Source organism: Labrys sp. WJW (assembly GCF_001676615.1).
GTDB lineage: Bacteria > Pseudomonadota > Alphaproteobacteria > Rhizobiales > Labraceae > Labrys > Labrys sedimenti.
On the sequence record NZ_LYXZ01000051.1, the window covers coordinates 24232 to 48478 of the forward strand.

The following is a 24247-nucleotide window of genomic DNA, read 5'->3' on the forward strand; positions in this document are numbered from 1 at the left end:
TTCCGATGTCCGATCTTCTCAAAGGCCGCCTGGCGCTCGTCACCGGCGCATCGCGCGGCATTGGCCGTGCTACGGCCGTGGCCCTGGCCGAGGCGGGGGCGCATGTCATCGCCGTGGCCCGCACCGTCGGCGCGCTCGAGGATCTCGACGATGAAATCCGCCAGAAGGGCGGTGCTGCAACCCTGGTTCCTCTCGACATCAAGGATGGCGATGGCATCGATCGGCTCGGCTACACGCTGTTCGAACGCTATGGCAAGCTCGACATCCTGATCGGCAATGCCGGGGCACTCGGCGCGATCTCCCCCCTCGGCCATATCGAGCCCAAGGATTGGGACAATGTGTTTGCTGTGAACGTCACGGCCAATTGGCGCCTGATCCGCTCCTTCGATCCCCTGCTACGTAAATCCGATGCCGGACGCGCCATCTTCATCACGTCGGGTGCGGCCTGGAAGTCGACGGCCTATTGGGGGCTCTATGCGGCCACGAAGGCGGCCCTCAACTCCATGGTGGCGACCTATGCCGCCGAGACGGTGAATTCACCGATCCGGGCCAACCTCTTTTCGCCTGGCCCCGTCCGCACCCATATGCGCGCGGCCGCAATGCCGGGTGAAGACGCCGACACCCTGCCGCATCCCTCCAGCATTGCGCCCTCAATCCTCAAGCTCGCGAGTCCGGATCTTACCGAGACCGGGCAGGTCTACGAGATGCGCCAGGAACGCTTCCTCAGCTTCAGGGCGCCGGAATAATATCCTGGGAGCGCGGACATCTTGTCCGCTCTTGGAACCGCTATGCATACGGGGAAGAAGCGGACAAGATGTCCGCGCTCCCGGGATTATTTTTTTCGGTCGAAGGGGTTTTTCGGCGAACGCAGGCTGAGCCGGATCGGCACGCCGGGCATGTCGAAGGTCTCGCGCAGGCCGTTGACCAGATAGCGCTGGAAGCTGTCGGGCAGAGCGTCGAGCTGGTTGCCGAAGATGGCGAAATGCGGCGGGCGGGTCTTCACCTGCGTCATGTAGCGGATCTTGATACGGCGACCCGACACGGCCGGCGGCGGATGATGTTCGAGCACGCCCCCGAGCCAGCGGTTGAGGCGAGCCGTCGGCACACGGCGGTTCCACGTCGTGAAGGCACGGAAAGCGGCCTCCATCAAGCGGTCGAGGCCCTGTTCCGACAAGCCGGAAAGAGTGACCACCGGCGCGCCACGCAATTGCGGCAGCAGGCGCTCGAACATTTCGCGGGCGCTGGCGAGCGCCTTGTGGCGATCCTCGACCAGATCCCATTTGTTGAGGCCGATGACGACCGCCCTGCCCTCGCGCTCCACGAGATCGGCGATCTGCAGATCCTGCTTTTCGAAAGGTGTGGCGCTGTCGAGCAGCAGCACGACCACTTCCGCGAAACGGACCGCCCGCAGCCCATCCGAAACGGACAGCTTTTCGAGCTTGTCCTCGATGCGGGCCTTCTTGCGCATGCCGGCGGTATCGAACAGCTTGATGCGCTTGTCGCGCCAGGTCCAGTCCACCGAAATGGTGTCGCGGGTGATGCCGGCCTCGGGGCCGGTCAGCATGCGGTCCTGGCCGATCAGGGCGTTGACGAGGGTCGACTTGCCGGCATTCGGCCGGCCGATGATGGCGATGCGCAACGGGCGGGCCACGCCCGCACCGAGATCGATCGCCTCTTCCTCGCCTTCCTCGCCGCTGACGAGCGCATCGGTCTCCGCGACCTCCTCCTCGGGCTCATAGCCCGTGGCCGGCGCGATTTCGACGATCGCCTCGGCAAGATCCGCCATGCCCTCGCCATGCTCGGCCGAGATCGGCACGGGATCGCCGAGCCCGAGCGCGTAGGCTTCATAAGCGCCCTGGAAGCCGGTGCGGCTCTCGGTCTTGTTGGCGACCGCAATGACGGGCTTGCCGGACCGCCGTGCCACTTCCGCGAAATGTTCGTCCGCCGGGGTGACGCCGACACGGGCATCGAACATGAACAGGATCAGGTCACATTCGGCGATGGCGGCTTCCGTCTGGGCACGCATGCGCCCAGCGAGCGAGGCATCGTCGGCAACCTCGAGACCGGCGGTGTCGATCACCTTGAAATGGAGACTGCCGAGCCTGGCGTCGCCCTCGCGCCGGTCACGCGTCACGCCCGGGCGATCGTCGACGATGGCGAGCTTGCGACCGACCAGACGATTGAACAGGGTCGACTTGCCGACATTGGGCCGGCCGACGATGGCGATGGAAACAGCCATGGTCAGGCCTTGGCAGGCTGGTCGGAGGCGATGAGCTGCAGCATCAGCTCGGCCCGCTGACGTAGCGCCGGCGGTACATCCTTGTCGGTGATCACGGCCTGATACCATTTGGAGGCATTGGCAAGATCCTTGGCTTTCCACGCCGCAAGGCCGAGAACCTCACGCGCCGAATGACGCCAGGGCTCCCCCGCCGCGGTCAGGGGCTCGATCTTGCCGGCGAGATCCGCATAGGACGCGGTGTCGACCATGAGATAGCCGCCGCGCACCTTGGCGAGGCTCTGCAGCACAGGACCGAGCGAGGAATCGGCAGCCAGCGCCTCATAGGCCTTGATGCCATCCTCGACCTTGTCGTTGGCAGTCTCTGCCGCCAGGCGGAAACGGGCAAGGGTCTGATAGCCGGCGCTGCCGTCCTTCATCAGCGCACCGAGGGCAGCCGCAGCCTCCTTGGTCTTGCCGCTCTGGGCCAGCGAAATCGCCTCCTGGAAACGCGCGCCGGTGGCTTCAGCCTGCTGCTTCAGGTAATGCTGATAGGCGACGTAACCCGACACGCCGATGACCACGGCGAGAGCGGCGCCAAGAACGTAATTGCCATATTTCGCCCAGAGCTTCTGCGCCTTTTCACGGCGCATGTCCTCGCTGACTTCCTGGAAGATATCGGTCATAGACCCGGCTCGTATCCTCTAGAGCATGGCGCGCTGTAGCAAGAACGCCCTTTGCCCTGACTCTTTGGTTGGACGCGTCCTTGCGATTCGAGGTTTTTCCACCCAACCGCAGGACGCCTTGGTTCGCGCTGGCGCGAGATGTGTTTTCGGCGTAGAGGAGCGGCCCCTTGCCGTCAAGCAAACAGCGCTTCCGGTCGCCCAAACCGAGATTAAATCTCGGTATTCCAGCGGTTTTCACCGCCGCAGGGCTCGCAACGCGCTGCCGGCGAGAATGGCCAGTACCAGGAGCACTGCCAATAGCCACAGCCAGTTCGCCTTGAGATAGGCCAGCGCCGTGGCGCGAAGGCGGGGCGAGGTGGGAGTTATCAGGCTCGTGACTGGTCGCACTTCCAGCTTTCCCCTCACCGCGTCCTGATAACGATTGCCGGCGGTGAATTGCAGGCCCGCGAGGAAGGATTGGGCGATCGGCACATAGGACGACACCTCGGCGGCGGGCGAGACCAGGGTAAGCTCGAAATAGCCCTCGTTGCCCAGTGCATAGCCGTGGATGTTGGCCGTGCCCTCATCGGCTTCCCCACCCTTTTCGGGGCTGATTGCGCCCCAGATCAGTGTATGCTGCGCCTCGTCGTAATGGGGCCTGACCAGCCAATCGCGAACCTCGAGCCGGGGCTCGCCCCGTTTTTCACGGGCGGCATTGCCTTCCTCCGTGTTTGCCTTGAGGCGCGCCAGCAGATCACCTGCGTTCCAGCCGGGGGCCTCGGCATCGTCGATGCGCACACCGGAGCGATAATGAATGAAGACGACCCAATTCTGCTCGCCGGTCGGCACCAGCATGCCGAGAACACTGGGATCGCTCGGATAGTCCGAGGCGGAAGCCCAGGCCCCCGCTTCCGGCTGGCGTACGAAACCGGTGCCTTGCGGGAGCTTCAGCGTTGCCCGATTGTCCAGGGGAGCCATGGCGGGCCCTGGCAGCAGCACCTTCTGCATCGCCTCGACAGCCTGTTGCAGGACCTGTGCCTTGCGGATTCCGTCGGCCTCCTGCGCCAGCCCGTGGCCGGGCAGCAGGAAAGCCATAGCCGCGATGGCAAGCAGATACCTGGCGAACATGGGCAGTCTCCATTCGACGATGATGCCCTATAGCGCCAAATCCTTTGCAGTCCATGTCACGGCCGGAAATTTCCTCGATGGCGCGATGGGATGTCGTTGCGATGTCACCTGGGCTGAACTAGAAGATTGAAAAGGGAGAGCCGCAGCGCGGCTTCGAAATTGGAATGACTACTAAGCCCCGCCGCTTCGACAATGCGAGAGCGGCCGTAGCGGCGATCACGCAGCTCTATGACGCGAACACCGCGCGCCTGCGGGAGGCCTTCACGGCATTCACCCGTGGCAAGGATTTCGATCACCGCATTCGCGCCTATTACCCCTATGTCAGTGTCAACACGGACAGCTTGCCCACGCTCGATGCTCGTACGCCATTCGGATTCGTGGCCGATACCGGCACCTATGCGACGACGCTGACGCGGCCGGACATCTTCAGCCGCTATCTGGAGGAACAGATCGCGCTGCTGTTGCGCAACACGGGTGTGGATGTCGAAGTGGGTGAGAGCTCCACGCCGATCCCGATCCATTTCGCGCTCGGCGAAGACTTCCACGCCGAAAGCGGCCTCGATTACGGGCGCCTCGCCCTGCTGCCGCAGATCTTCGACGTGCCCGATCTCACCATCATGGACGATCGCATCGCCAACGGCATCGATGTGCGCTCGGCCGATGGTGCCAAGCCGCTGGCGCTGTTCACCGCGCCGCGTATCGACCTCTCGCTGATGCGCCTGAAGCACTATACCGGCACCTCGGCGCGGCATTTCCAGAATTTCGTGATCTTCACCAACTACCAGTTCTACATCGATGAATTCGTGCGGCTGGCGCAGACCATCCTGGCCAAGGGTGAAGGGGGCTCGCTGGGGTCCGGCTACACGGCCTTTGTCGAGCCGGGCAATGTCGTCACCGAGCTTGGGGGCGAAACCCAGCAGCTCGACGTGACCGGCCACCATCCGCCGCGCCTGCCGCAAATGCCGGCCTATCATCTCAAGCGTGCGGATGATTCCGGCATCACCATGATCAATATCGGCGTCGGCCCTTCCAACGCCAAAAACATTTCCGACCATGTCGCGGTGCTCAGGCCGCATGCCTGGCTGATGCTCGGGCATTGTGCGGGCCTGCGCAATTCGCAGATGCTGGGCGACTATGTGCTCGCCCATGCTTATCTGCGCCAGGATCAGGTGCTGGATGCCGATCTGCCACGCGAGGTGCCCGTGCCGGCCCTCGCCGAGATCCAGATTGCGATCGAGCGCGCTGTCGGAAGGGTCACGGGGTTGACCGGCTATGACCTCAAGCGGGTGATGCGGACGGGAACCGTTGCCACCGTCGACGACCGCAACTGGGAACTGCGTCCCTCGACGGTACAGAACCTGCCCTTCATCCAGAGCCGTGCGATCGCTCTGGACATGGAATCGAGCACCATCGCCGCCAATGGCTTCCGCTTCCGCGTGCCCTATGGCACGCTTCTGTGCGTTTCCGACAAGCCGCTGCATGGCCAGCTGAAATTGCCGGGCATGGCGGATTCCTTCTATCGCGAACGGGTCTCCCAACATCTCGCCGTCGGCCTGGAGACCATGGCCCTGCTGCGCGAGACGGACAAGCGCCAACTGCACTCCCGCAAGCTGCGCAGCTTCAACGAGGTGGCGTTTCAGTAAGGCTCGGGCGCTTGGTGATATTGTGATGGGGCTTCGCCGCCCCTCACCCTTACCCTCTCCCCGTAAGGACGGGGCGAGGGGGACCTCGATGTCGCGCCGCACACAGCAAATGCGACATCTCGCATCGAAGCGTGACGCCCGGCGCCCCTCTCCCCGCTTCTTGCGGGGGAGAGGGTAAGGGTGAGGGTGAGGGTGAGGGGCGGCGCTTCCCGTAAACGATCGTCGATCGCGCTATTTCTTCTTCATGCCATAGGTGTGTTCGGCCGCCGGGAAGCTGCGGTCGCGCACGGCTTCGGCGTAGCCCTGCACGGCTTCGCGGATCTGGTCGCCGAGCGAGCCGAAGCGCTTGACGAATTTCGGTACCCGGTCGGACAGGCCCAGCATGTCCTCCAGCACCAGCACCTGTCCGTCACAGGCCGGCGAGGCGCCGATGCCGATGGTCGGGATCGGTATGCTGGCGGAGATCTTGGCGGCGAGCGGCTCGGCGATTGCTTCGAGCACCACGGCGAAGGCCCCTGCTTCGGCGACCAGCTGGGCATCGCGCTCGATCGGGGCCCAATCGGCTTCTTCGCGCCCCTGCGCCCTGAAGGAACCGAGTGCCATGATCGATTGCGGCGTCAGACCGACATGGGCCATCACCGGCACGCCGCGCTCGGTGAGGAAGCGAATGGTGTCGGCCATGCGTTCGCCGCCTTCGAGCTTGATGGCGCCGCAACGGGTTTCCTTCAGGATTCGTGCCGCGTTATGGAAGGCCTGCTGCGGCGATTCCTCGTAGGAGCCGAACGGCATGTCGACCACCACCAGGGCATGCGAGGAGCCGCGCATCACCGCCCTGCCCTGCAGGATCATCATCTCCAGCGTCACCGGCAGCGTGGTTTCCATGCCGTGCATGACCATGCCCAGGCTGTCGCCGACCAGGATGCAGTCGACGAAGGGGTCGATGATGCGCGTGGTGTGGGTGTGATAGGAGGTGAGAACCACGATCGGTTCTCCTCCCTTGCGCAGGCGTATCTGCGGCGCGGTGACTCGCTGTGACTGATTTTGAACGGACACGAAATTCCTCCTGGGCGCCGAAAGGCCGGTGCTGATGTTACAGGCCGGCTGCGACGCCCTAATCATGGGCCGGAAGGATTCGATGCTCCTCCCGACGAAGAACGCTGGCGGTCACCCCAAACAACCTCGGCGCGACACCGCCTAGCCGTGGGACGACACAGCAATCCTCGAAAAGCGTCATGGCGTAAAGCGCCAGGCCCGAATATTCCCGTCCCTTGCCTTCTCTTGTTGTCGCACTGCAGCATCGTAGCATCCCCAATCAGGCTTTGCTCGGCTCTAGTGGGGCGCCTTAACCATATTCGTGAACTTTTCAGGGCGCTGCATCGACCCCAGCTGCATCTTCGTTAACAAATGGTTAAAGAATTTGTTTGCGCAGGCACTCCTCCGGACGCTATCTTTTCCGCTCTCGCGGCTGGATGGCCTTTTTCACGTCACAGTGGGTGCCCGTGTAGCGTTTGGGTGGGAACGATATGGCTGAACCCCTGAAGAAAGACGAGGCTCTCGCGGCCGCTGTTCGCGAAGCATTTCAGCGCCATATGGAAAATGCGCGCTTGGCTGCGGAGGCTTTGAAAGAAAAGCAGGCTGCGGCTACGGCGCAGCGTGCTGCTTCCTCGCCTGCTCGTGATCCGCGACTGATCGTGCCCAAGCCGGCCAATGAAGCCGGTGCGGCGGGGATAAAGGCGGTCGCCGAGACGAACGAAGCCAAGCCGGCGCGAGACGAGCCGACGCAAGGCAAGTCGAGCGAATCGAGGCCGGCCGAGGTCAAGCCTTCTTCCCCTTCCCTCAATCACCTGGTTGCGCTGGCGTCGCCGCCGAAGGAGCCTGCGTCCCGCCCCGCCGAGGCGCCGCTCCCCGAAGCCGAAGCCGAAGCGAAGCTCGTACCGACACCCGAGGCTCCGTCTTCACCTGCTGCCGTGCAGGCAGATCCCGCGCCGGCAGTGGAGGACAGTGCTGACGACAATGGCTTCGATTTCGGTGAGGCGCTCTTCATAGAGATCGCGCCCGAAGCGGAAAGGAAGCCGCAGGTCGAACCGCCGAAGATGCCGCGTGCGGCGTCGCTGGACACGCCTGCTCCCGCCCCCGAGCAGCCAGGCCCCGAGGCCGAGCAAGCCTTCGAATTCCGTGGTCCGCCTTCGCGCGAGCGGCCGCGGATGTCGACGGTAAGCGCGACGGCCGAGCCGCCGCAGGATCTGGACTTGAGAAATGGCGGCAGTTCACCGGCAGCATATGCCGATGCTGCAGCGACGCCCGTTGCTCCTACGGTCAAGGAAGAAAAACCGGTCATGCCGCAGCTGGCGCCGGCGCGGAAACCCACGCGCTTCGGTGTCAATCCGGCGGTCAATGCCAACGAGACGCGCGTTTCCCGGCGCAGTTGGGCAAAGATCAAGCTTCCACCGGCCCTGATCGCTTCCGCATTGCTCGCGGCCGGCATCGCAGCAGTCGGAGCCTATTTCTGGGCCAATCCGGACAAGCTGCAATCCTTGGGCAGCATGGTCGCGCCGCCCGCCTCGACGCCGCCGGAAACCAAGGTTGCCGCGGCACCTGCTCCAACTCCTTCTCCCGCGCCGGCACCGAGCGTCACTTCTCCGGCCTCGGCGCCCGCCCCTGCCCCGTCGAGTGCGACGCGTAGCGTCAGCACCATCGCCATTACCGTGGACGAGGTCGATCAGGCCGTGCAGTCGGCCCGTGAGTTATTGGCCAGCGGTGACGTGATCGGGGCGAGGGAAGCCCTGGAATCCTATCGAAGCGGCTCCGATCCACGTGCCTTGTTCGCCCTGGCCGAGACCTATGATCCGGCCATCGTCAAGGACGCCTCCCAGGCGAATGCGGCACAGGCAAAGGCTTTCTACGAAGCTGCTGCCAAGGCGGGCTCCCAGGATACGGCCGAGCGCCTTGCCCGTCTCGCTTTGGTCCATGCGAACTGACCTGACATCCCAAAAGCACAACGCGCCTTGGCGTAAATAATTACAGCGCCGGATCCGATTTCGAGATCGGATCCGGCGCTGTAGCAACGGCTGTGGCACGCGTCATGCCTTTCGCTGAGTCAGGCGCCTGTGAAGGTGTCGACCAGCAGCTTGATATCCAAGACCAGGATGACGCCCGCGATCACCCAGGAGAGCATCGTCAGCCAGATCGGCGTGACGAAGGCGCCCATCTTGCGCTTGTCCGAGACGAAGCGAACCAGCGGGATGATCGCGAAGGGCAGTTGCATCGACAAGATCACCTGGCTGAGCACCAGCAGCTTGTTGGTGCCCTGATCGCCGTAGAGGGCGGTGACGGCGACCACCGGCACGATGGCGATGCCGCGCGTGATCAGCCGGCGCGCCCAATCGGGAATGCGCAGGTGGAGGAACCCTTCCATCACGATCTGACCGGCGAGCGTGGCGGTTACCGTCGAGTTGACGCCCGAGGCCAGCAGGGCAACCGCAAGCAGCGTGGAGGCGATGCCGACACCGAGCATCGGCGACAGCAATTGATAGGCCTGCTCGATCTCCTCGACATCGGTCCGGCCATTCTGATGGAACACGGTTGCTGCCGTGATCAGGATCGCCGCGTTCACGAAGAGGGCCAGCATCAGCGCGATGGTGCTGTCGGTCACGGCCCAGCGGATGGCCGAGCGCTTGCCTTCCTCCGTGCGCTCATAGGCGCGGGTCTGCACGATCGATGAATGCAAATAGAGGTTGTGCGGCATCACGGTGGCACCGATGATGCCGATGGCGATGTAGAGAGCCTCGGGGTTGGTGACGACCTTGGCCTGCGGCAGGAACCCGCCGACGATATCGTGGATTGCGGGGGCGGCCAGGATGATCTGGATGATGAAGCAGCCGAAGATCACGATCAAAAGGCCGATCACGAAGGCTTCCAGCGTCCTGAAGCCACGCTGCATCAGCATCAGCACCAGGAAGACGTCGACCGCCGTGATGATGGCGCCATAGACCAGGGGAATGCCGAACAGGAGATTGAGGGCGATGGCCGTGCCGATGACCTCGGCGAGGTCACAGGCGATGATCGCCAACTCGCAGGCGAACCAGAGCATGAGGTTCACCGGGCGGGAATAGTGGTCACGGCAAGCTTGGGCGAGATCGCGCCCCGTGACGATGCCGAGCCGCGCCGCCAGAGCCTGCAGCACGATGGCCATCAGGTTCGACAGCAGGATCACGCTCAGTAGCGTATAGCCGAATTTCGAGCCGCCGGCGATGTCGGTTGCCCAATTGCCCGGGTCCATGTAGCCGACGGACACCATGTAGCCCGGACCAAGAAAGGCCAGGAACCGGCGCACCCACAAACCCGTCTTCGGCACGGGAATGCTGGCATTCATCGTCCCCAGGCTTGGCCGCCGTTCTTCGTCGGGAGCCACACGCCAGCCCCCCTGCTCGGCCGAGGCCGCTCCCGCACCATCCGCACTCATACCCTTCTCCACCACGATATTCCGCATCATTCCATCTCGATGAATATAGCATATGCTATACTCTAAAGATTGGTCAATGGATAAACGCCAAGGCTGTATTTCATCGCCGCCATTGATAAGGCTACGCGGATCGGGCATACCCGCAGTTGCAATGTTGCAAACCGAGTTGGTGGCGACCGTTCGTTGCCTTGGGATGCACACCGGAATCAACTTAGGAGAGCCGGCATGAAACGTTCCGCTGCGCTTTCACCCCCCGAACCCGGCCTGGTCGACGCCGTCGTCCATGTCGAGAGTTTCCGCCAGGCGCGCGAAGCACGCCGCCTCGAACTGATCGAGGACTATGTCGAACTGATCGCCGACCTGATCAGCGACGGCGGCGAAGCCAGGCAGGTCGATATCGCCGCCCGTCTCGGCGTGGCCCAGCCAACCGTCGCCAAAATGCTCAAACGGCTGGCGGACGAAGGTTTCGTGGCCCAGCGCCCCTATCGCGGCGTGTTTCTCACCGAAGCGGGCCAGGCGCTCGCCGAGGCCAGCCGTGAGCGCCACCATATCGTCGAGGCTTTCCTGCTGGCGCTTGGAATCGACGCGGATACCGCCCGGCGGGATGCCGAGGGCATCGAACACCATGTCAGCAAGGCTACCCTCGACGCCTTTTCGCGCTTCGTCAAAACCAAGGCTTAGGGACGATCGTCAGCCGTTTCTTCGCGTTTTGCCGGGGTGAAATTTCTGTTCCTCGACGATTTCGGCCGGCACGAATGGCGTCGTCGGTCGATCGGCAGCGGCCTCGAGCTGGGTCGGACTGGCTGCCGCAGCTGGGTCGGCGCCGAATATAAGCCGCTACGGAGCATGCTAGGAAAAAGAGGAAATTGCTTGTCCGCGCGCGTTCGAGTGCTGTCTTGCACGACGGAGGCGCAACGCAATCGGAACGAACCGGCCAGCCACGTTGATCGATTCTTTCGTTTTAGCTGTGTCTCCGGCACGATTTTTGCTCGTTTCCAACGCAGAGGTGGTTTATGGACCGCCTGAAAAACCTGTCGACCGAGAACCCAGATGGATGCACCCTTGCCGGAGCTTGGACCTGACGACCGTATCGTCGAGCTCGAACGTTTCTGCCGCGACAAGCTCGATAGCGCCCGCGCCAAACTGGTTGACGAGCCGCGCTACAACCCGGTGGCCCAACTGGCCTTCGAATTGTCGCGTGAGCTCGAAGCCGGGCGCTTGACGCGGGAGGATTTCGAGGCCCTGGCGCTACGCCTCAGCCAGGAGACCTTCGCTGCACGCGCCAAAGCCTTGCGGGACTATGTCGGTCCGCTCGATATGGCGGGCAACCGCAAGAGCCTGCGCCGTGTTGCCGAGCATTTGCTCGCAACTGGTCGCCGCGGCGTTTCCAGTGCCTCCCCATTGGCGCGCACCCAGCTCGGCATCGTCTTCACCGGGCATCCCACCTTCCTGCTTTCCAGCGCCAATCGGACGCGTCTGGCGCAGATGGCCGGCGGTGGCGAGGCATCGCTGCCTGATGCATTGATGGCACCGGACAACCCGATCACCCTGCAGGTCGAGCATGAGGCGGCGATGGTCGCCCTCGATGCGGCCAAGACGGCGATCGGTGAATTTGCACGTGTCGTCGCCGAAGTCCTGCGCGAGCGGCGGTCGCCGGAATGGCGCGCCGTCACGGTCGGCTATGCCGGTCTGGGCACCTGGATCGGCTATGATCTCGATGGACGCACCGATATTCGCTGGATCGATTCCTTCCGTTTTCGCCTCGCGGAAAAGCAGCACCAGATCGATCGCTATCTCGGCGAGGTCGTGCGCATTGCCGACCAGGTCGGGCCGGATTCGCAGACCGCACAGCGTCTCGAAGAACTGACCGCGCGGATCGAGCGTACGCGCGCCTGGAACGCCGACATTCTCGAAGCCTTCAACCAATCGCCGCTCGACCGCCCCGCACTCCGGCAGGCGGCCGATCTCCTCACCGCACGCCATGCGGATGCGGCTACCAGTGTTCGGCCCTACATCGCGCTGATCGACATCGCGATCGCCGATGCGCCGCCCGAGATCGCGCTCGACCTCGTTGCGCTGCGCAGCGAAATGCTGACCCTCGGCTTCGGGGTCGGCGAAGTGCATATGCGCATCAATGCCACGCAATTGCACAATGCCATGCGCCAGCATCTCGATATCGATTCGGAGGAGAACATCACCTCCCGATCGATGCTGGAACGCCTGGCGACATTCATTCGCGAAGCCCAGCCGGTCTCCGTCAATTTCGGCTCGCTCGATATCGAGCAGAAGACGGCGCTGCGCCAATTCGTGCTGGCGGCACAGATCCTCAAACATGTCGACCGGGATTCGAGCATCCGTCTGCTCATCGCCGAATGCGAGGCCCCGGCGACGGTGATGGCCGCGGTCTATTTTGCCCGCTTGTTCGGTGTCGAGGACAAGCTCGACGTTTCGCCCCTGTTCGAGACACCGACGGCGCTGGAAGGCGCGTCGCGATTCTTCGACGTGCTGTTCGGTATCGAGGAATATCGTCAGGCGGTACGCCGGCGGGGCCGGCTAGCGATCCAGACCGGTTTTTCGGATTCGGGCCGCTTCATGGGCCAGGTTACCGCGGCACTGGCGATCGAACGTCTGCACGGGCAATTGGCCAGAGCCTGCGAGCGCCACCGGCTGACGGATGTCGAAGTCCTGATCTTCGACACGCATGGCGAATCGGCCGGCCGTGGCGCCCATCCGGGAAGTTTCGAAGACCGAGCCTTCTATGTGATGAGTCCCTGGGCGCGTCGCGAGTTCGAAAGCCGGGGCATTGCCCTCAAGCATGAGATCAGCTTTCAGGGGGGCGACGGCTTCGTCTATTTCGAAACGCCCGAACTCGCCCTCGCCACGCTGACGCGCATGCTGGAGGCCGAAGTGGCCTGGCGGGAAATGCCGGCCAGCGACGATCCCTTCTATTCCAACACCACCTTTTCCTTCGACTTCTTCCGCAGGCTTGCCTCTTTTCATAGCAAACTGCTCGATGATCATGCTTATCACCGGGCACTCGGTTCTTTTGCCCAGGGCCTGCTGAACGAAACCGGTTCGCGCAAGTCGCGGCGTCAGTTCGACGTTTCCGGGGGCGAGGTACACCAGGTCCGGCGCATCAGGGCCATTCCTCACAATGCCATCCTGCAGCAACTCGGCCACCCCGCCACGGTGATCGCCGGCTTCGGCACGGCGCTGCGCGGCGATGAGGATCGCTTCATCGACACCTTCGCCAAATCGGACCGGCTGCGTCGCCTGACTTCGCATGTCGTGCATATGAAGCGGCGCTCCAGCATCAAGGCACTGGCCGCCTTCTCGACCCTGTTCGACCGTTCCTTCTGGTCGACGCGACCCTATGCTGGAGCCGAGCCGCATTTGGCCGAGCCCTGCCTGTTCATCACCCAATTGCTGGAGGATGATGACCGGGCCGCCTCGATCAACGAATTGGCGGTGAGGCTACGGCTCGATGCCATTGCACTGCATCGCCTGCTCGACCTTGCCGGGCAGGACCTGGGCAAATCGATCTCGGAAAACCGGGAGAGGCTCGACATGCTGCAGGCGGTACGCCTTGCCCTGCTCCAGCACATATTGCTGATGGCAGCGCGGGTGCCGAAATTCTCCACGCGCAACGATGTCTCGCGCGAGGACATCATGGAATTGATCTTCAGCCTGCGCATTCCCGAAGCGGTGGCGCTGCTGCGCGATGCCTATCCGGTGAATGGGCTGACCATGGAAGGCTATAGTCTCGCCGAGACTTTCAGCTATCCGGGCGACGCCCCCTCGAACTATGCGGCGCTCACGCGCAATCTTATCGATCCGATCGAAAGAACCTATCGGACGATCCTCGCCATCGGCGCCGCCATCGCGCTCGAGTTCGGGGCTCACGGCTAAAGTTGAGAATGATGGCGATTCCGTCGCATCGCGATTTTCTCGCTTGCAAGCAAAAGGGCCGGCCATCGCTGGCCGGCCCCTTTCTCTGTTGGCCTGGCAATCAGGCCGGCAACTTTTCGTTCTCGTAGCCGGCCTCGGCGATTGCCGCGCGCAATTTCGCCTCGTCGGCGGCGCTTGCCACTTTGACGGTCTGCGTCCCGAGGTCGATTTCGACGCCAGCGCCGGGATCGATCGCCTTCAGCGCTCCCGTAATCGTCTTGGCGCAATGGCCGCAGCTCATTTCTGGTATTTTCAACGTGATCATGCGAGGTCTCCAATCGATGAAGGCCTTGTAGGGCTTGCCATCATTGTAAGGTCAAGCGCCTTTTTGGACGCTCCCCTTTGCTCAAGCAGTCAGGCATCCAGCACAGCCGAAGAGAACCAAAGATCGGGATAGACGGCGATCGCGCTCTCATCCGGAGCCTTCGCAGTAGTAAGCCAAAGCGAGCGTATGGCCGAGACTTCACGAGAGGAGCGCGGCGCACGAATCGTTCGGATTTCGCGCGACGCTCCGGTGCAGGGAATGAACCAGGACGACATCAGGGGCCTGACGGCGAAGCCGGCGCCGCTGGCATCCACCCGCAGGGCAAGGCCGATCTCCTCGCGTGGACGCCAGGGGAGGATCAGGCGACCGCCGGGCTGCAGTGCGGCAAGCCAGGCAAGCGGCGGGGCGACCACGCCGGCATTGACATAGATGAGGTCGGAGGGCGGCAAGGCGACGCGCGTGGCATCGGCACGAATCACGCTCACGCCTTCGAACGGCTTGAGGTTGCGCCTTGCCTGCTCGGCGAGATCCTCCTCGATCTCGAATGCCGTTACATGTCCGCCAGGCAATGTCAGCACCGATAATATGGCGGTGTAATACCCCAGGCCGGCCCCGATATGGCTGACCCTCTCCCCTGCCCTGGGAGCCACCGCGCCCAGCCATGCCGCATGCAAGGACGGCTCGCCCGTATTGATCTGCTTGTCCGCCTTCAAGGCAACCAGGCGATTCCTGTAGAGGTGGATCGGGTCGGCATCCGGTGTCTCGACATAACCGCCATGATGGGTCATCAGCCAGGGGCCGGGCGGCAGGAAGGCTTCGCGCGGCACGAGTTCGAACGCCCTCTCGATGCGCGGGTCCCCCGATCCGCTTTCCTTCAGCATCGACCTGGCAAAATCACGACGTGCCTGCTCCAGCGCGGCCCTCTCGCTGGCCATGATGTCCCTACCTGCTCTGATCCCGTTGCAAAATCTAACATTCTTTGTGCAGATGGGCTTGCAGATAGTGCGAGCTGGATCCCGGATCGGGACAACCAGCCGTTTCATCGACAATGTCAGGAAAATCAGTGGTGAGCTCGGTGGGATTCGAACCCACGACCCCATGATTAAAAGTTATAGTGAAGTATAGTAAAATCAATTACTTACAGGGGATGAGTGTACGACCTTAGCCAAAAAGCGCTGAAAGTCGCACGCTACTAGAATGATCGGCCAGGCCGGATGAGATCGGCCATGTTGATCATATCATTATCGAGCGGTCTCTTATCGCCAATGATGGTCAGGCCGCCGACAATGCACATGGCGCGCCTCGGCAGTGGCCTCGCCTCGCGCTTGGCGGTGAGATCCGGCAAGAGCTCGCGCTGCATCTCCATGTAGATCTCGATCGGCAACGTCACCGCCACCTGGCTCACTGCGCCGTTCATTTTCTCGACGGCGTTGCCGAGCCGTACGATTGCATCAACCAGTTCACTCACTTCTTGCTCTCCCCTTCGACCTGGCCGTCATGCCAGCTGATCACCTTGGCGATCGCCTGGTCGGCGAGCTCGCGATGGTGTGACAGGTAGTGTTTCAGGATGGCATAGACGCTCGCCTCGCTGTGGCCGGTGATGGCGCAGATCTGCGGCACGGTGCAGCCGGCGCGGGCAAGCCAGGTCACGGCCGTGTCGCGCAGGTCCTGGTCGCGCGGAAGGCCCGTGTCGCTGCTGTCGAGCGCCGGCATGGGCTCGACCAGCCAGCTGCCATCCTGCGCCCTGACGCCGTCGACGGCGGCGTTGCGCACCTCGGCGAAGACATGGCGGTACCAGTCCGGCTTCCACGGCTCGCGCGTGCGCTCGTCGACCAGGGTGTGCAGTGGCTTGACCTTCCATTCCTCGCGCCTGGCGCGGGCGGCGGCGAGGCGCGCGGCCAGCGCCGGCGCCTCGGGGATCTCGACGATCGCCTTCGTCTTGGACTGGCGGAAGACGCGGCGGCCGTCGATCAGGCCGAGGTCGATCAGCTGCAGGCGGTCGGCCTGGCGCTGGCCGGTCCAGACGCCGAGCAGCACGCTGTCGCCGATCTCGGGGCGGCCCATGCTGTCGGCCGCCTTCACCAGGTGGTCTACCTCGGCCGGCGTCAAGGCGCGCACGCGCGGCGGCGGCGTCTGCAGGCCGAGGCCCTTGCAGGGATTGGCGACGAAGCCGACCTTGCCTCGCTTCATGCCCCATGAAATGGCGGCCGAGAGCGTGGCCAGCACGCCGCGCGCCGTCGACAGTCCGGTGTCGCGCCACAGATCTTCATAGAGGCCGTAGCAGATCGGGCCGGTGAGCGCGGCGACGGGCGAGACGAAAAGCTCGCCGTCCTGGCGCTGCAGGGCGTCGCGCTTGTAGCCGTAATCCTTGATGGTGGCTGAAGACAGGCCCTTCTCGTTGCGCTTGCCGTCGACGACGGCCTCGCCTTTCAGGCGGGGCGACGCGAACCAATCCTTGAACAAATCCTCGACGCTGTAGACGCGGCGGCCCTGCATGGGCTTGAGGCGCTTGCCGGCGGCCTTGTCCCTGCGGCGCTGCTCGATCTCGCCCACGCGTGCGGAAACCCATGCCAGGGTTTCTTCCTGCGTGAACCAGGCGCCCGTCTTGCCGTGGCGCAGATCCTCGCCCTTGTAGCCGAGCCGGCGCAGTTTCGGCCCCGGATTGAAGCGGGGCCGGCCGTCGCGCCAGCTGACATGCGGGATCGAAATGCGGATGGCGACCTTGGGTGATTCAGCCATGGTGCTACTCCTTCGCGCGCGAGTGTGAATCGCCGCATTCCAGCTTGGCAAGCTGGGGCATGAAGCCGCGCAGGCGGGCGACATCAAGGCCGGCCGGCGTGAGGCGGGCCAACATGTCCGTCGAGTGGACATAGCCCCCCCGCACCAGGGACTTGACCGTCTGACCGGCGAAGAACGGCCCGTAGCGGCTGCGGCTCCAGCGGTTGTTGGGAAAGAGGCGCATGGGGCCGAGCGATATCTCGCGCAGGGCGTCGGTTTGGGTCTTGGAAAGCTCGATCATGTCGCACCGCCTTGGCGGTCGAGCCGCTCGATCTCGGCCAGGATCAGGGCGCCGGCCTTTATGAGGCGCTTGCGAGGATCCGGTTCTGGTTTCAGCGTCCATCCGCATGCGATTTTAAGGTCCATATGGAGGCCGATGAAATCATCCTGATCTACGAGCTTATGGCCGCCAACCTCTGCCTCATAGGGGATGGCATAGAGTGCAGCCGCGAGGGCAAGCTCACCACTCTTATGGCTATCATCGTGTGCTCGGGTGTAGCCTTCTGCCTCGACCTGGCGCCGGCGTTCGTCCAGCACGTCGATCGCGGCGCGGCTGAGCAGGGGCGCCTGGACATGGCCCAGCCGGATATGCTCCTGCCATTGGGCTTCGCTCATCTGGCCTGACAGGTAGCAGGCGCGCAGGGCTTGCGGATCCAGGTTGACTGTCATTGCAGCCACTCCCGCACGGCGCCGCCGTCGATGCGCTCTTCGAGGATCTTGCGCAGGTCGCAGAGATCCTCGAGCCGGCGCTCGAGCGAGGCGATCAGGCCATCGAGGCAGATGAGCTCGAGGCGGGTCAATTCCCCTTCGGCGGGCTTCTTGTCAGTTCTGGACATAGCGCGCCTCCAGCAGCTTGCGGGCCTGCGCGACCGGATCGCGGGCGTCGGCCGCCTCGGGCTCGATCGCCGGCGCCTCCTGCCCTCCCCGCGCGAACCAGGCCTCGACCAGGGCGCGCGAGAACTTGTTGACCATGCCCGGCAGCGGCCGGGGGAAGCCGTGGTGTTCAGCCAGCAGCCGCGCCTTGCGGGCGGCGTGGCGCTCCTGCACGCCGAATTCGGCGGCAATCTCTTTCAATGTGATGACGTTCTGCATGTGCGACCTCTCGCATGACGATGCGCACAAGAATGTGCACAAATGCGAAAAAGTCAATGCACATCCTATGCAGCACGGATGCGCATGCTCCTGGTCACGACTCCCATGATCGCAACGCGCTCGCCGTCGACATAGAGCGGGCGGTCGGAAGCCGTCGGATCCATGGTCTTCGTGGTCAAGTGCGGCGCTTCGTAGTATCGCACCTTGGTTTCGGCGTTTCCGGCTTCGAGATTGTAGACTTGCGCGATGACCACATCGCCGCTTCTCGGCGTTATGCTTTGGTCGATCGTAACAATATCGCCCGGCATGTAGCCATGAAGTTCCAGCGCTCTACTGCCAATTACCCAATCGGAAAGGTTAGGATCGTTGCGACCAGCCTGCACAGTTTCCCCATGGTAGGGCACTGCTTCCCCTTCGGAAAATCCGGGCGGTTCCACAACGTCAGTTGGTGCTGGGATACCAAAGGCATCGGCAATCTGCCGAACCTTCAAAGCTGAAGGCGTGTCGGACCGGTCGCTGTCGAACCATCTGTAGATGGTCGAATGGCTGAAGCCGGCGCGCTTGGCGATCTCCTGGCGCGTCACGCGGAAGCGCCTTTCGATGCCCTCAATCCAGGCTTGTACGCGCTGGCGCTCGAATAGCGCCTGCTCTGAAAGAGCTCTTTTTGTCTGCTGCATTGCAAAAGGTCTCCAGGGTATCCCCGGCGTTACCCCCTGATGCACATTATGCAGCACGTAATTGATCCCTGGATTGCGCAAGTCTGCTATTGACACGGCGGACTATGCACATGATCGTGCACATTATGCAACATGTGATTCGCATTCGTGAGATTGAGCGGCAAGCCAGGCAGCTGAATATCAGTCTGCTGGATCTGTGCCGCCGCTCGGGCGTCTCCTATTCATCGGTGCGACGGTGGGAGCGTGGAACGGTCGAGCCCAAGGTGGGAACGCTGGAGCGCGAGCTCTCGGCACTCGATGCGGGACTGATCGCGGCGCGCAAGAAAATGCTCGCCGTGCTGGCGGGAGCGGCCGAATGAACCGGCTCGCGCAAAGCTCCCGATTGATCGCCACGGCCATGACCGTAGCCAAGCGCGCGGGTGATTCGCAGTCCAGGCCATGGCTTAACTTAAGCGCGACAACCGAAAAGGGGGTCGCGGTCGAAGTTATCGAGGGCCTCCGAAAAAATTTTCCTGTCAGTCATTCGAGGCTGGCGGCCGAAGCCGGGGTGAATGTGCGCTGGCTCTATCGTGTTCTCGCCGATCCGGAGCGTGCCTCCGATGCCTTGATCGGCAAGCTGGCCGATGGGTTGCGGCGCCTCCGCAAGGCGGAAGAGCTCGACGATGTCACCCGCCGCGCCCTGATGGAAGCCTCCTACGGCGCCTTCCTGACAGCGATAGCGCCTCGCCTCGGCGTGACGCCAACGCAGGTGTGGGCGGCGGATCCGCGCCGGGGCGCCACGGCCGACAAGCATTGGCTCGCCTGCAGCCACGTCCGGCAGGCGGCGATCTATCTCGCACACACGATGGTCGGCATTCCCCAACGGGCGATCGCCCGCACCGTCGGCCTGACGGAGGCAGCCGTATGCCTGGCCTGCCGATCGGTCGAGCAGCGCCGCGACGATCCCAATTTCGACCGCCTGCTCGACCAGGCGGCCCACGACGTCACAGGGAGATGGACGGTATGAGCACCTTGGAAAGAGACAAAGCCCGCTACCTCGCTGCCCTGCACGCGATGCAAAGCGGCGTCGCCTTCACGCCGGCAGACCAGCCCATGCCTGGATTTGTCAGCCGCGAATGCACGCCCAAGCATCTGAGGGTCGGCGTCAATTCTGCCTTGGTCGGATCGGGTGCGCTCCTTCGCGTCCTGATCGCCAAGGGCATTTGCACCGAAGAGGAATTCACCGCGGCGCTGGCCGACCAGGCCGAAGAGGAAGTCGCCAACTATGAGCGCGAACTGACGGCGCTGCTCGGCAAGCCGGTGAAACTGGGATGAGCAGCGCAGCCGCCGTCACCGTCGAACAGTGCCTGCGTGATCGCGTCGCAGAGCTCGAAGAGCTCGTCAGGCAGCAGCAGGAGGCCTTCGCTCCGACGCTGCAATGGCCGCCCGCCTTCAAGCTCACGGCGACCAAGGCGCGGCTGCTCGCGGCGCTGTTCAAGGCCAATGGCCGGATCGTGCCGCATTCGAGCCTGCGCTACCTGCTGCCGACCGACAATGGCGGCGATTGGGACGAAAACATCGTCAAGGTCCACATTTCCGGCCTGCGGCAGCGGCTCGCGCCCTTCGATCTCTTCATCCACACACATTGGGGTGTCGGCTATTCGCTGACCGGTCTCAGCCGTTCGCGCCTGGCTTCGATGCTCGGGGAGCAACAGGTATGAAGAACGGCAAGATTGAGCTGGACTTGGTGGAAGGCGATCGCATTGCGATGGCGGTGTCGGATGGCCACAGCGTGGTTTGCACCGCCAGTCTTGATGAAGAGCAGGCCTTGGTGCTGGCCGAACGGCTGGTGACGGCGGTGGAAGATCTGCGCGAAGCGCGGGCGCGCCAGGCCAAAGGCGCGACGCAATGAGCCGCCGCCCGAACCTTGCCGTTGTTGCCAGGCGCAGCGAGCCGCCGGACAGCCTCGATTATTTTCCGACGCCGCCTTGGGCGACGCGCGCCTTCGGGTGGGAAATGTCGCAGCGCGGCCTGCTCTCGCGCCAGCACACCATTTTGGAGCCGGCTTGCGGCGAAGGCCATATGGCGGCGGTGCTGCAGGAGTTTATCGACCCCACCATCTATGCCTCGGACATCTTTCCCTATGGCTATGGCGAGGTGGCGGATTTCCTCGACGGCGGCGAAAAGCCGGCGGTTGACTGGATCTTCTCCAATCCGCCCTTCAACCAGGCGCTCGCCTTCGTCGAGACGGCGCTGACGCATCCGGCGGCGCGGGCCCGTGTCGGCGTCGGCATGCTGGTGCGCACGGCCTGGCTGGAAGGTGGCGAGGTAAGCGGCCGATACGAGTTCTTCCGGCGCTTTCGCCCGGCTTTGATCCTGCAATATGCCGGCCGGGTGCCGATGCACAAAGGCCGTTGGGAACCGAAGGGCAGGTCTGCCACGGCCTATTGCTGGGTGATCTGGCTGCAGCCCGACAGGCCGCTCGGCGCCTGGCGGCCGACGCTGCAAAGCGGGCCGCTGTTCGACTGGATCGCGCCGGATATCCGGCGCACCTATGCGCGGCCGGACGATGTCCGCCGCTTCGCCCTGCCGGCCGGCGCCCCGCTCTTCGACGACAGCGAGGTGCCCTATGCCTGACCTGTTCTCGCAATCCCCTCAAGTCGACGCCGGCATGTCCCCCGCCAATGCGTCGCCGGTGGCCGTGGCCTCCTCCCCCACGGCCGCCGCTTCTCTCAGGCCGTCGCAGACGACGGCCGGCATTGAAGGGCCGGAGATCCTGACGGAGATCGGCACGGAAATCGAATGGCGGCGCCGCGTCTACGCCCGCCGTGTCGAGGAAGGGAAGATGACGCAGGCCAGCGCGGATCGAAAGATCCTGATCATGGAGCTGGTGCTCAACCGGCAGAGCTGGATCGAGAACCATGGCGAGTTCCTGAAAGCCTGCATGCGGCACAAAGGCACGCTGCAGGACTGCATCGACGTGATCGAGGGGCGCGGAAATTTCGAGAAGGGTCCGTAATGTCAGACAAGCCAAAGGTTATATTGGATGATCCCCGTCGATCTATGATTGAGCGATTGTCAATTCTTTATGCTCTTTCCACGTCAGGGCCGTGGAGTACCTATCAAAACGCCGTTCATCCGAAGCATGTTGGCGCGATAGGCGATGGTGATGACCATGCAATTCTCACTCATGGATGCTGCGGGTATAGTAATGCAAACTGGATAGCTGCCATTCACAACGAATGGCCCATGATTATTGAGCTGATCCAGCAGCTTTCAGGTGATCCGTCAATCGGCCACCTGGGTCCCGAAATTGCCGCATACCTGGATACCTTTCGGCAAGCAACGGAAAAGAAGGGGGCGTCATGAACGCCGCCCGCATTTCCGGTTCGGACCTCAAGGCCATGCTCTATGCGGCCGAGGGCGCGTCATTGATCCGCGACCTGTGCGGCGGCGGCCGGCGCGATGGTGGCTTGTGGGTTGCCCTGGCCCATTGGCGGGGCGAGCGCACGCCGGGCGCCTTCAAGGTCTATCTGGATCCGGCGCGGTTCGGCGGCTGGAACGATTACGGCACCGGCGACAAGGGCGACCTGATCGGCCTGATCGCCCTGACGCAGCATACCGACATGCCCGGCGCCTTCGCCTGGGCCCGGCAGCGGCTCGGCCTCGATCGGGCCGACCCGGAAGCGGTGAAGCGGGTGCAGCGCCAGGCGGCCGAGAGCCGCAAGAAATCCGAACGCGAGGAAGCCGAGCGCGCCAGGCGCAAGCGTGAATGGGCTTTCGAGCTGTTCCGCCATGCGACGCCGATCCTCGAAGACGATCGCACCGGCGCGACAGAGGCCGTGCGGCGCTACCTGGCCGGCCGCTCGATCGACGTGACGGCGATTCCGCACCTCGAGTCGCGCGAGATCCGCGCCTACGTGGTCGAGCATTGGATGACGGCCGAATATCGCGACGGCCGCAAGGTGAAGCCAGGCCATGTCGGCCCGGCGATGATCTGCGCCATTCGCCAGCGCACCGGCGTGGTGACGGCGGTGCATTGCACTTGGGTGAAGCCGGACGGCAGCGGCAAGGCGGGCATTCCGCAAGCCAAGCTGATGCGCGGCGATGTCGAGGGCGGCGTCGTCAGGCTGACGCGCGGGCCGACCGGCCTTGCGGTCGAGGCGGCGAACACGGACGGCAACGCCACGACGCTGGCGATCGGCGAAGGCATCGAGACCTGCCTGTCCTTCGGGCAGGAAGTGCCGGAATGCCGCGTGTGGGCGGCCACGATGCTGGCGAATATCGGCAATGTGCCGATCGACCAGCCCTGCGTCAGCGACGTGATCGTGCTGAAGGAAAACGACTGGCATTCGCGCCAGGCCCTCGACCAGTTCGAGCAAGCCCTTGAGCGCCTGCAAGGCTACGGCAAGCCGGTGGCGGCGGTAGCGAGCCATATCGGCTCGGATTTCAACGATCTGTTGAAGGGGTGAATGGATGGACAGAAACGTGATCATCGCCAGTGCGATGGCCGAGAGGGTTGGCCGGGTGCTCGCCTATAATCCCGAGCGGTTCGATGAACTGGCTAAAAATGACGTCGAGATCTATCGCTGGATCGAAGGCGTCGAGGGCTTGAGCAAGCCAGTCGAGCCGAAGGACGATCTGCATTACGAGGTGGGCGCGCAGCTGCTCGCCGGCTTCGTGCGCAACCATTCCACGGCGCCGATCGAGGCGCTGTTCCGAATGGCGCAGGGCCAAGGCCTGCATGCGGATCCCGTCGACGGCTGGGCCGATCTGCCCTTCCCGCGCCGCGTCGCCTTCAGCGTGTTCGCCACCATGCTCGGCCTGCTCGATAGCGAGTCGGACATCGAGGAAGAGCGCCAGGAGCTGCGCCAGCGCCTGGCCGGCTCGACGGCGCCGGTGCTGGCCTCGGCGCTCTCGGCCGATCCCCGCGATACCATTTTCGAGCAGCATCCCGATCCGCTCGAAACCAACCCGCACATGACCTTGAAGAGGATCGACGATGCGCCGGATGTGTCGACGGCCGGCGAAGGTAGTGAACCACAGACCCCTTCTTCGCCGCCTGAAGAAGGTGTGGGGACCGCATCGGATGAGCGCCTTGGAGGAAGCGAGGAAGGGCAAGATGGAACTGAAGGTTGCGAAGCCTCTGTGGCTGGTGACGCTGTGGATCCGGCAGTTTTGGAGCATGGAGACCAGGCGCAGCCCGAAGAAGGCAGTGCGGACGGTGCCGCTACCGCCCATGAGGAGCCCGGCGCGGCCTCGACAAAGCCGGCCGAAACCCCTGCCCCGGACGTGATGCAGTCGCCGGCGCCGGTGCGCGAAGTGGGGCCGAGCCTCGACGAAGTCGAGCCGGTCGCCAAGGCGCGCAAGGGCAAGAGCCGCAAGTAATCCTCTG

Annotated in this window: 29 protein-coding genes; 15 read left to right on the top strand and 14 right to left on the bottom strand. The window is 63.6% G+C overall.

What is annotated here, in order from left to right:
• Positions 1-5: 5 nt before the first annotated feature.
• Entirely contained in the window at positions 6-746 is a 741-nt protein-coding gene (locus BA190_RS26675; protein ID WP_068295096.1) for an SDR family NAD(P)-dependent oxidoreductase, read from the top strand.
• An 86-nt stretch (positions 747-832) separates the two neighbouring features.
• Here the strand turns inward: BA190_RS26675 and der are convergent, their stop codons facing one another.
• From der to BA190_RS26690, 3 genes are all read right to left on the bottom strand, one after another.
• Positions 833-2239, bottom strand: a complete 1407-nt coding sequence (gene der / locus BA190_RS26680) for a ribosome biogenesis GTPase Der (RefSeq protein ID WP_068295099.1) — start codon at positions 2237-2239, stop codon at positions 833-835.
• Between the two features lie 2 nt (positions 2240-2241).
• Positions 2242-2901, bottom strand: a complete 660-nt coding sequence (locus tag BA190_RS26685; RefSeq protein WP_068295105.1) for a tetratricopeptide repeat protein — start codon at positions 2899-2901, stop codon at positions 2242-2244.
• 234 nt (positions 2902-3135) lie between these two features.
• Positions 3136-4008 carry a DUF2167 domain-containing protein gene (locus tag BA190_RS26690; RefSeq protein WP_068295107.1) on the bottom strand — a complete coding sequence of 291 codons (873 nt, stop codon included), beginning with the start codon at positions 4006-4008 and terminating at the stop codon, positions 3136-3138.
• Positions 4009-4172: 164 nt separating this feature from the next.
• Between BA190_RS26690 and BA190_RS26695 the strand changes: the two genes are divergently transcribed.
• The gene (locus BA190_RS26695) at positions 4173-5651 is read left to right on the top strand and encodes an AMP nucleosidase (protein WP_068295109.1); all 1479 of its coding nucleotides are present in this window, start codon (positions 4173-4175) and stop codon (positions 5649-5651) included.
• 231 nt (positions 5652-5882) lie between these two features.
• On the opposite strand, the gene panB is transcribed toward BA190_RS26695, so the two are convergent.
• Positions 5883-6704, bottom strand: a complete 822-nt coding sequence (gene panB / locus BA190_RS26700) for a 3-methyl-2-oxobutanoate hydroxymethyltransferase (RefSeq protein ID WP_068295110.1) — start codon at positions 6702-6704, stop codon at positions 5883-5885.
• Between the two features lie 470 nt (positions 6705-7174).
• Here panB and BA190_RS26705 point away from each other — a divergent pair, with 470 nt between their 5' ends.
• The gene (locus BA190_RS26705) at positions 7175-8629 is read left to right on the top strand and encodes a hypothetical protein (protein ID WP_068295114.1); all 1455 of its coding nucleotides are present in this window, start codon (positions 7175-7177) and stop codon (positions 8627-8629) included.
• A 119-nt stretch (positions 8630-8748) separates the two neighbouring features.
• Here BA190_RS26705 and BA190_RS26710 read toward each other — a convergent pair whose 3' ends face one another.
• A complete protein-coding gene (locus BA190_RS26710; protein WP_371260412.1) occupies positions 8749-10140 on the bottom strand; it encodes an Nramp family divalent metal transporter in 1392 nt (463 codons plus the stop codon).
• Positions 10141-10338: 198 nt separating this feature from the next.
• On the opposite strand from BA190_RS26710, the gene mntR reads away from it, so the two are divergent.
• Positions 10339-10794, top strand: a complete 456-nt coding sequence (mntR, locus tag BA190_RS26715) for a manganese-binding transcriptional regulator MntR (protein ID WP_068295122.1) — start codon at positions 10339-10341, stop codon at positions 10792-10794.
• Between the two features lie 369 nt (positions 10795-11163).
• A complete protein-coding gene (locus tag BA190_RS26720; protein ID WP_082980056.1) occupies positions 11164-14022 on the top strand; it encodes a phosphoenolpyruvate carboxylase in 2859 nt (952 codons plus the stop codon).
• Between the two features lie 100 nt (positions 14023-14122).
• Here BA190_RS26720 and BA190_RS26725 read toward each other — a convergent pair whose 3' ends face one another.
• The 9 genes from BA190_RS26725 to BA190_RS26760 form a co-directional block, all read right to left on the bottom strand.
• A complete protein-coding gene (locus BA190_RS26725; protein WP_068295128.1) occupies positions 14123-14326 on the bottom strand; it encodes a heavy-metal-associated domain-containing protein in 204 nt (67 codons plus the stop codon).
• An 89-nt stretch (positions 14327-14415) separates the two neighbouring features.
• Positions 14416-15261, bottom strand: coding sequence for a protein-L-isoaspartate O-methyltransferase (locus BA190_RS26730; RefSeq protein WP_068295130.1), 846 nt, complete (start codon positions 15259-15261; stop codon positions 14416-14418).
• Between the two features lie 257 nt (positions 15262-15518).
• Complete coding sequence (locus BA190_RS26735; RefSeq protein WP_068295132.1) at positions 15519-15794, bottom strand: hypothetical protein; 276 nt, start codon at positions 15792-15794, stop codon at positions 15519-15521.
• Entirely contained in the window at positions 15791-17065 is a 1275-nt protein-coding gene (locus tag BA190_RS36615) for a hypothetical protein (protein WP_068295137.1), read from the bottom strand. The genes BA190_RS26735 and BA190_RS36615 overlap by 4 nt, the downstream gene beginning before the upstream one ends.
• 4 nt (positions 17066-17069) lie before the next feature.
• A complete protein-coding gene (locus BA190_RS26745) occupies positions 17070-17345 on the bottom strand; it encodes a hypothetical protein (RefSeq protein ID WP_068295141.1) in 276 nt (91 codons plus the stop codon).
• Positions 17342-17773, bottom strand: coding sequence for a hypothetical protein (locus tag BA190_RS26750; RefSeq protein WP_082980057.1), 432 nt, complete (start codon positions 17771-17773; stop codon positions 17342-17344). The genes BA190_RS26745 and BA190_RS26750 overlap by 4 nt, the downstream gene beginning before the upstream one ends.
• Complete coding sequence (locus tag BA190_RS36155; protein ID WP_156771711.1) at positions 17770-17940, bottom strand: hypothetical protein; 171 nt, start codon at positions 17938-17940, stop codon at positions 17770-17772. The genes BA190_RS26750 and BA190_RS36155 overlap by 4 nt, the downstream gene beginning before the upstream one ends.
• Positions 17927-18196, bottom strand: coding sequence for a hypothetical protein (locus tag BA190_RS26755; protein ID WP_068295144.1), 270 nt, complete (start codon positions 18194-18196; stop codon positions 17927-17929). Before BA190_RS26755 ends, BA190_RS36155 begins: the two co-directional genes overlap by 14 nt.
• Positions 18197-18261: 65 nt before the next feature.
• Complete coding sequence (locus BA190_RS26760; protein ID WP_068295149.1) at positions 18262-18873, bottom strand: LexA family transcriptional regulator; 612 nt, start codon at positions 18871-18873, stop codon at positions 18262-18264.
• A 110-nt stretch (positions 18874-18983) separates the two neighbouring features.
• Here BA190_RS26760 and BA190_RS26765 point away from each other — a divergent pair, with 110 nt between their 5' ends.
• From BA190_RS26765 to BA190_RS26805, 10 genes are all read left to right on the top strand, one after another.
• Positions 18984-19232 carry a helix-turn-helix domain-containing protein gene (locus BA190_RS26765; RefSeq protein WP_162275223.1) on the top strand — a complete coding sequence of 83 codons (249 nt, stop codon included), beginning with the start codon at positions 18984-18986 and terminating at the stop codon, positions 19230-19232.
• A gap of 188 nt (positions 19233-19420) precedes the next feature.
• Positions 19421-19879 carry a hypothetical protein gene (locus tag BA190_RS26770; protein WP_068295157.1) on the top strand — a complete coding sequence of 153 codons (459 nt, stop codon included), beginning with the start codon at positions 19421-19423 and terminating at the stop codon, positions 19877-19879.
• On the top strand, positions 19876-20187 hold the full coding sequence (locus tag BA190_RS26775) for a hypothetical protein (protein WP_068295161.1): 312 nt from the start codon (positions 19876-19878) through the stop codon (positions 20185-20187). The genes BA190_RS26770 and BA190_RS26775 overlap by 4 nt, the downstream gene beginning before the upstream one ends.
• Positions 20184-20573, top strand: a complete 390-nt coding sequence (locus BA190_RS26780; protein WP_068295164.1) for a helix-turn-helix domain-containing protein — start codon at positions 20184-20186, stop codon at positions 20571-20573. The genes BA190_RS26775 and BA190_RS26780 overlap by 4 nt, the downstream gene beginning before the upstream one ends.
• Positions 20570-20764: a hypothetical protein gene (locus BA190_RS26785; RefSeq protein WP_068295167.1), complete on the top strand. Its 195-nt coding sequence runs from the start codon at positions 20570-20572 to the stop codon at positions 20762-20764. Before BA190_RS26780 ends, BA190_RS26785 begins: the two co-directional genes overlap by 4 nt.
• Positions 20761-21489: a hypothetical protein gene (locus BA190_RS26790; protein ID WP_068295169.1), complete on the top strand. Its 729-nt coding sequence runs from the start codon at positions 20761-20763 to the stop codon at positions 21487-21489. The genes BA190_RS26785 and BA190_RS26790 overlap by 4 nt, the downstream gene beginning before the upstream one ends.
• Positions 21482-21871 carry a hypothetical protein gene (locus BA190_RS26795; RefSeq protein ID WP_068295172.1) on the top strand — a complete coding sequence of 130 codons (390 nt, stop codon included), beginning with the start codon at positions 21482-21484 and terminating at the stop codon, positions 21869-21871. Before BA190_RS26790 ends, BA190_RS26795 begins: the two co-directional genes overlap by 8 nt.
• A complete protein-coding gene (locus tag BA190_RS36160; protein ID WP_156771712.1) occupies positions 21871-22221 on the top strand; it encodes a hypothetical protein in 351 nt (116 codons plus the stop codon). Before BA190_RS26795 ends, BA190_RS36160 begins: the two co-directional genes overlap by 1 nt.
• Positions 22218-23324: a toprim domain-containing protein gene (locus tag BA190_RS26800; RefSeq protein ID WP_068295175.1), complete on the top strand. Its 1107-nt coding sequence runs from the start codon at positions 22218-22220 to the stop codon at positions 23322-23324. The genes BA190_RS36160 and BA190_RS26800 overlap by 4 nt, the downstream gene beginning before the upstream one ends.
• A 4-nt stretch (positions 23325-23328) precedes the next feature.
• Positions 23329-24240 (top strand): hypothetical protein, encoded by a 912-nt coding sequence (locus BA190_RS26805; RefSeq protein WP_068295180.1) that lies wholly within the window; start codon positions 23329-23331, stop codon positions 24238-24240.
• Positions 24241-24247 lie beyond the last annotated feature (7 nt).

Bases quoted from the DNA above. Each gene is read 5' to 3' on its own strand.
- BA190_RS26675 (WP_068295096.1), top strand. From the start codon at position 6: ATGTCCGATCTTCTCAAAGGCCGCCTGGCGCTCGTCACCGGCGCATCG.
- der (WP_068295099.1), bottom strand. From the start codon at position 2,239: ATGGCTGTTTCCATCGCCATCGTCGGCCGGCCCAATGTCGGCAAGTCG.
- BA190_RS26685 (WP_068295105.1), bottom strand. From the start codon at position 2,901: ATGACCGATATCTTCCAGGAAGTCAGCGAGGACATGCGCCGTGAAAAG.
- BA190_RS26690 (WP_068295107.1), bottom strand. From the start codon at position 4,008: ATGTTCGCCAGGTATCTGCTTGCCATCGCGGCTATGGCTTTCCTGCTG.
- BA190_RS26695 (WP_068295109.1), top strand. From the start codon at position 4,173: ATGACTACTAAGCCCCGCCGCTTCGACAATGCGAGAGCGGCCGTAGCG.
- BA190_RS26705 (WP_068295114.1), top strand. From the start codon at position 7,175: ATGGCTGAACCCCTGAAGAAAGACGAGGCTCTCGCGGCCGCTGTTCGC.
- BA190_RS26710 (WP_371260412.1), bottom strand. From the start codon at position 10,140: ATGCGGAATATCGTGGTGGAGAAGGGTATGAGTGCGGATGGTGCGGGA.
- mntR (WP_068295122.1), top strand. From the start codon at position 10,339: ATGAAACGTTCCGCTGCGCTTTCACCCCCCGAACCCGGCCTGGTCGAC.
- BA190_RS26720 (WP_082980056.1), top strand. From the start codon at position 11,164: ATGGATGCACCCTTGCCGGAGCTTGGACCTGACGACCGTATCGTCGAG.
- BA190_RS26725 (WP_068295128.1), bottom strand. From the start codon at position 14,326: ATGATCACGTTGAAAATACCAGAAATGAGCTGCGGCCATTGCGCCAAG.
- BA190_RS26730 (WP_068295130.1), bottom strand. From the start codon at position 15,261: ATGGCCAGCGAGAGGGCCGCGCTGGAGCAGGCACGTCGTGATTTTGCC.
- BA190_RS36615 (WP_068295137.1), bottom strand. From the start codon at position 17,065: ATGGCTGAATCACCCAAGGTCGCCATCCGCATTTCGATCCCGCATGTC.
- BA190_RS26745 (WP_068295141.1), bottom strand. From the start codon at position 17,345: ATGATCGAGCTTTCCAAGACCCAAACCGACGCCCTGCGCGAGATATCG.
- BA190_RS26750 (WP_082980057.1), bottom strand. From the start codon at position 17,773: ATGACAGTCAACCTGGATCCGCAAGCCCTGCGCGCCTGCTACCTGTCA.
- BA190_RS36155 (WP_156771711.1), bottom strand. From the start codon at position 17,940: ATGTCCAGAACTGACAAGAAGCCCGCCGAAGGGGAATTGACCCGCCTC.
- BA190_RS26755 (WP_068295144.1), bottom strand. From the start codon at position 18,196: ATGCAGAACGTCATCACATTGAAAGAGATTGCCGCCGAATTCGGCGTG.
- BA190_RS26760 (WP_068295149.1), bottom strand. From the start codon at position 18,873: ATGCAGCAGACAAAAAGAGCTCTTTCAGAGCAGGCGCTATTCGAGCGC.
- BA190_RS26765 (WP_162275223.1), top strand. From the start codon at position 18,984: ATGATCGTGCACATTATGCAACATGTGATTCGCATTCGTGAGATTGAG.
- BA190_RS26775 (WP_068295161.1), top strand. From the start codon at position 19,876: ATGAGCACCTTGGAAAGAGACAAAGCCCGCTACCTCGCTGCCCTGCAC.
- BA190_RS26780 (WP_068295164.1), top strand. From the start codon at position 20,184: ATGAGCAGCGCAGCCGCCGTCACCGTCGAACAGTGCCTGCGTGATCGC.
- BA190_RS26785 (WP_068295167.1), top strand. From the start codon at position 20,570: ATGAAGAACGGCAAGATTGAGCTGGACTTGGTGGAAGGCGATCGCATT.
- BA190_RS26790 (WP_068295169.1), top strand. From the start codon at position 20,761: ATGAGCCGCCGCCCGAACCTTGCCGTTGTTGCCAGGCGCAGCGAGCCG.
- BA190_RS26795 (WP_068295172.1), top strand. From the start codon at position 21,482: ATGCCTGACCTGTTCTCGCAATCCCCTCAAGTCGACGCCGGCATGTCC.
- BA190_RS36160 (WP_156771712.1), top strand. From the start codon at position 21,871: ATGTCAGACAAGCCAAAGGTTATATTGGATGATCCCCGTCGATCTATG.
- BA190_RS26800 (WP_068295175.1), top strand. From the start codon at position 22,218: ATGAACGCCGCCCGCATTTCCGGTTCGGACCTCAAGGCCATGCTCTAT.
- BA190_RS26805 (WP_068295180.1), top strand. From the start codon at position 23,329: ATGGACAGAAACGTGATCATCGCCAGTGCGATGGCCGAGAGGGTTGGC.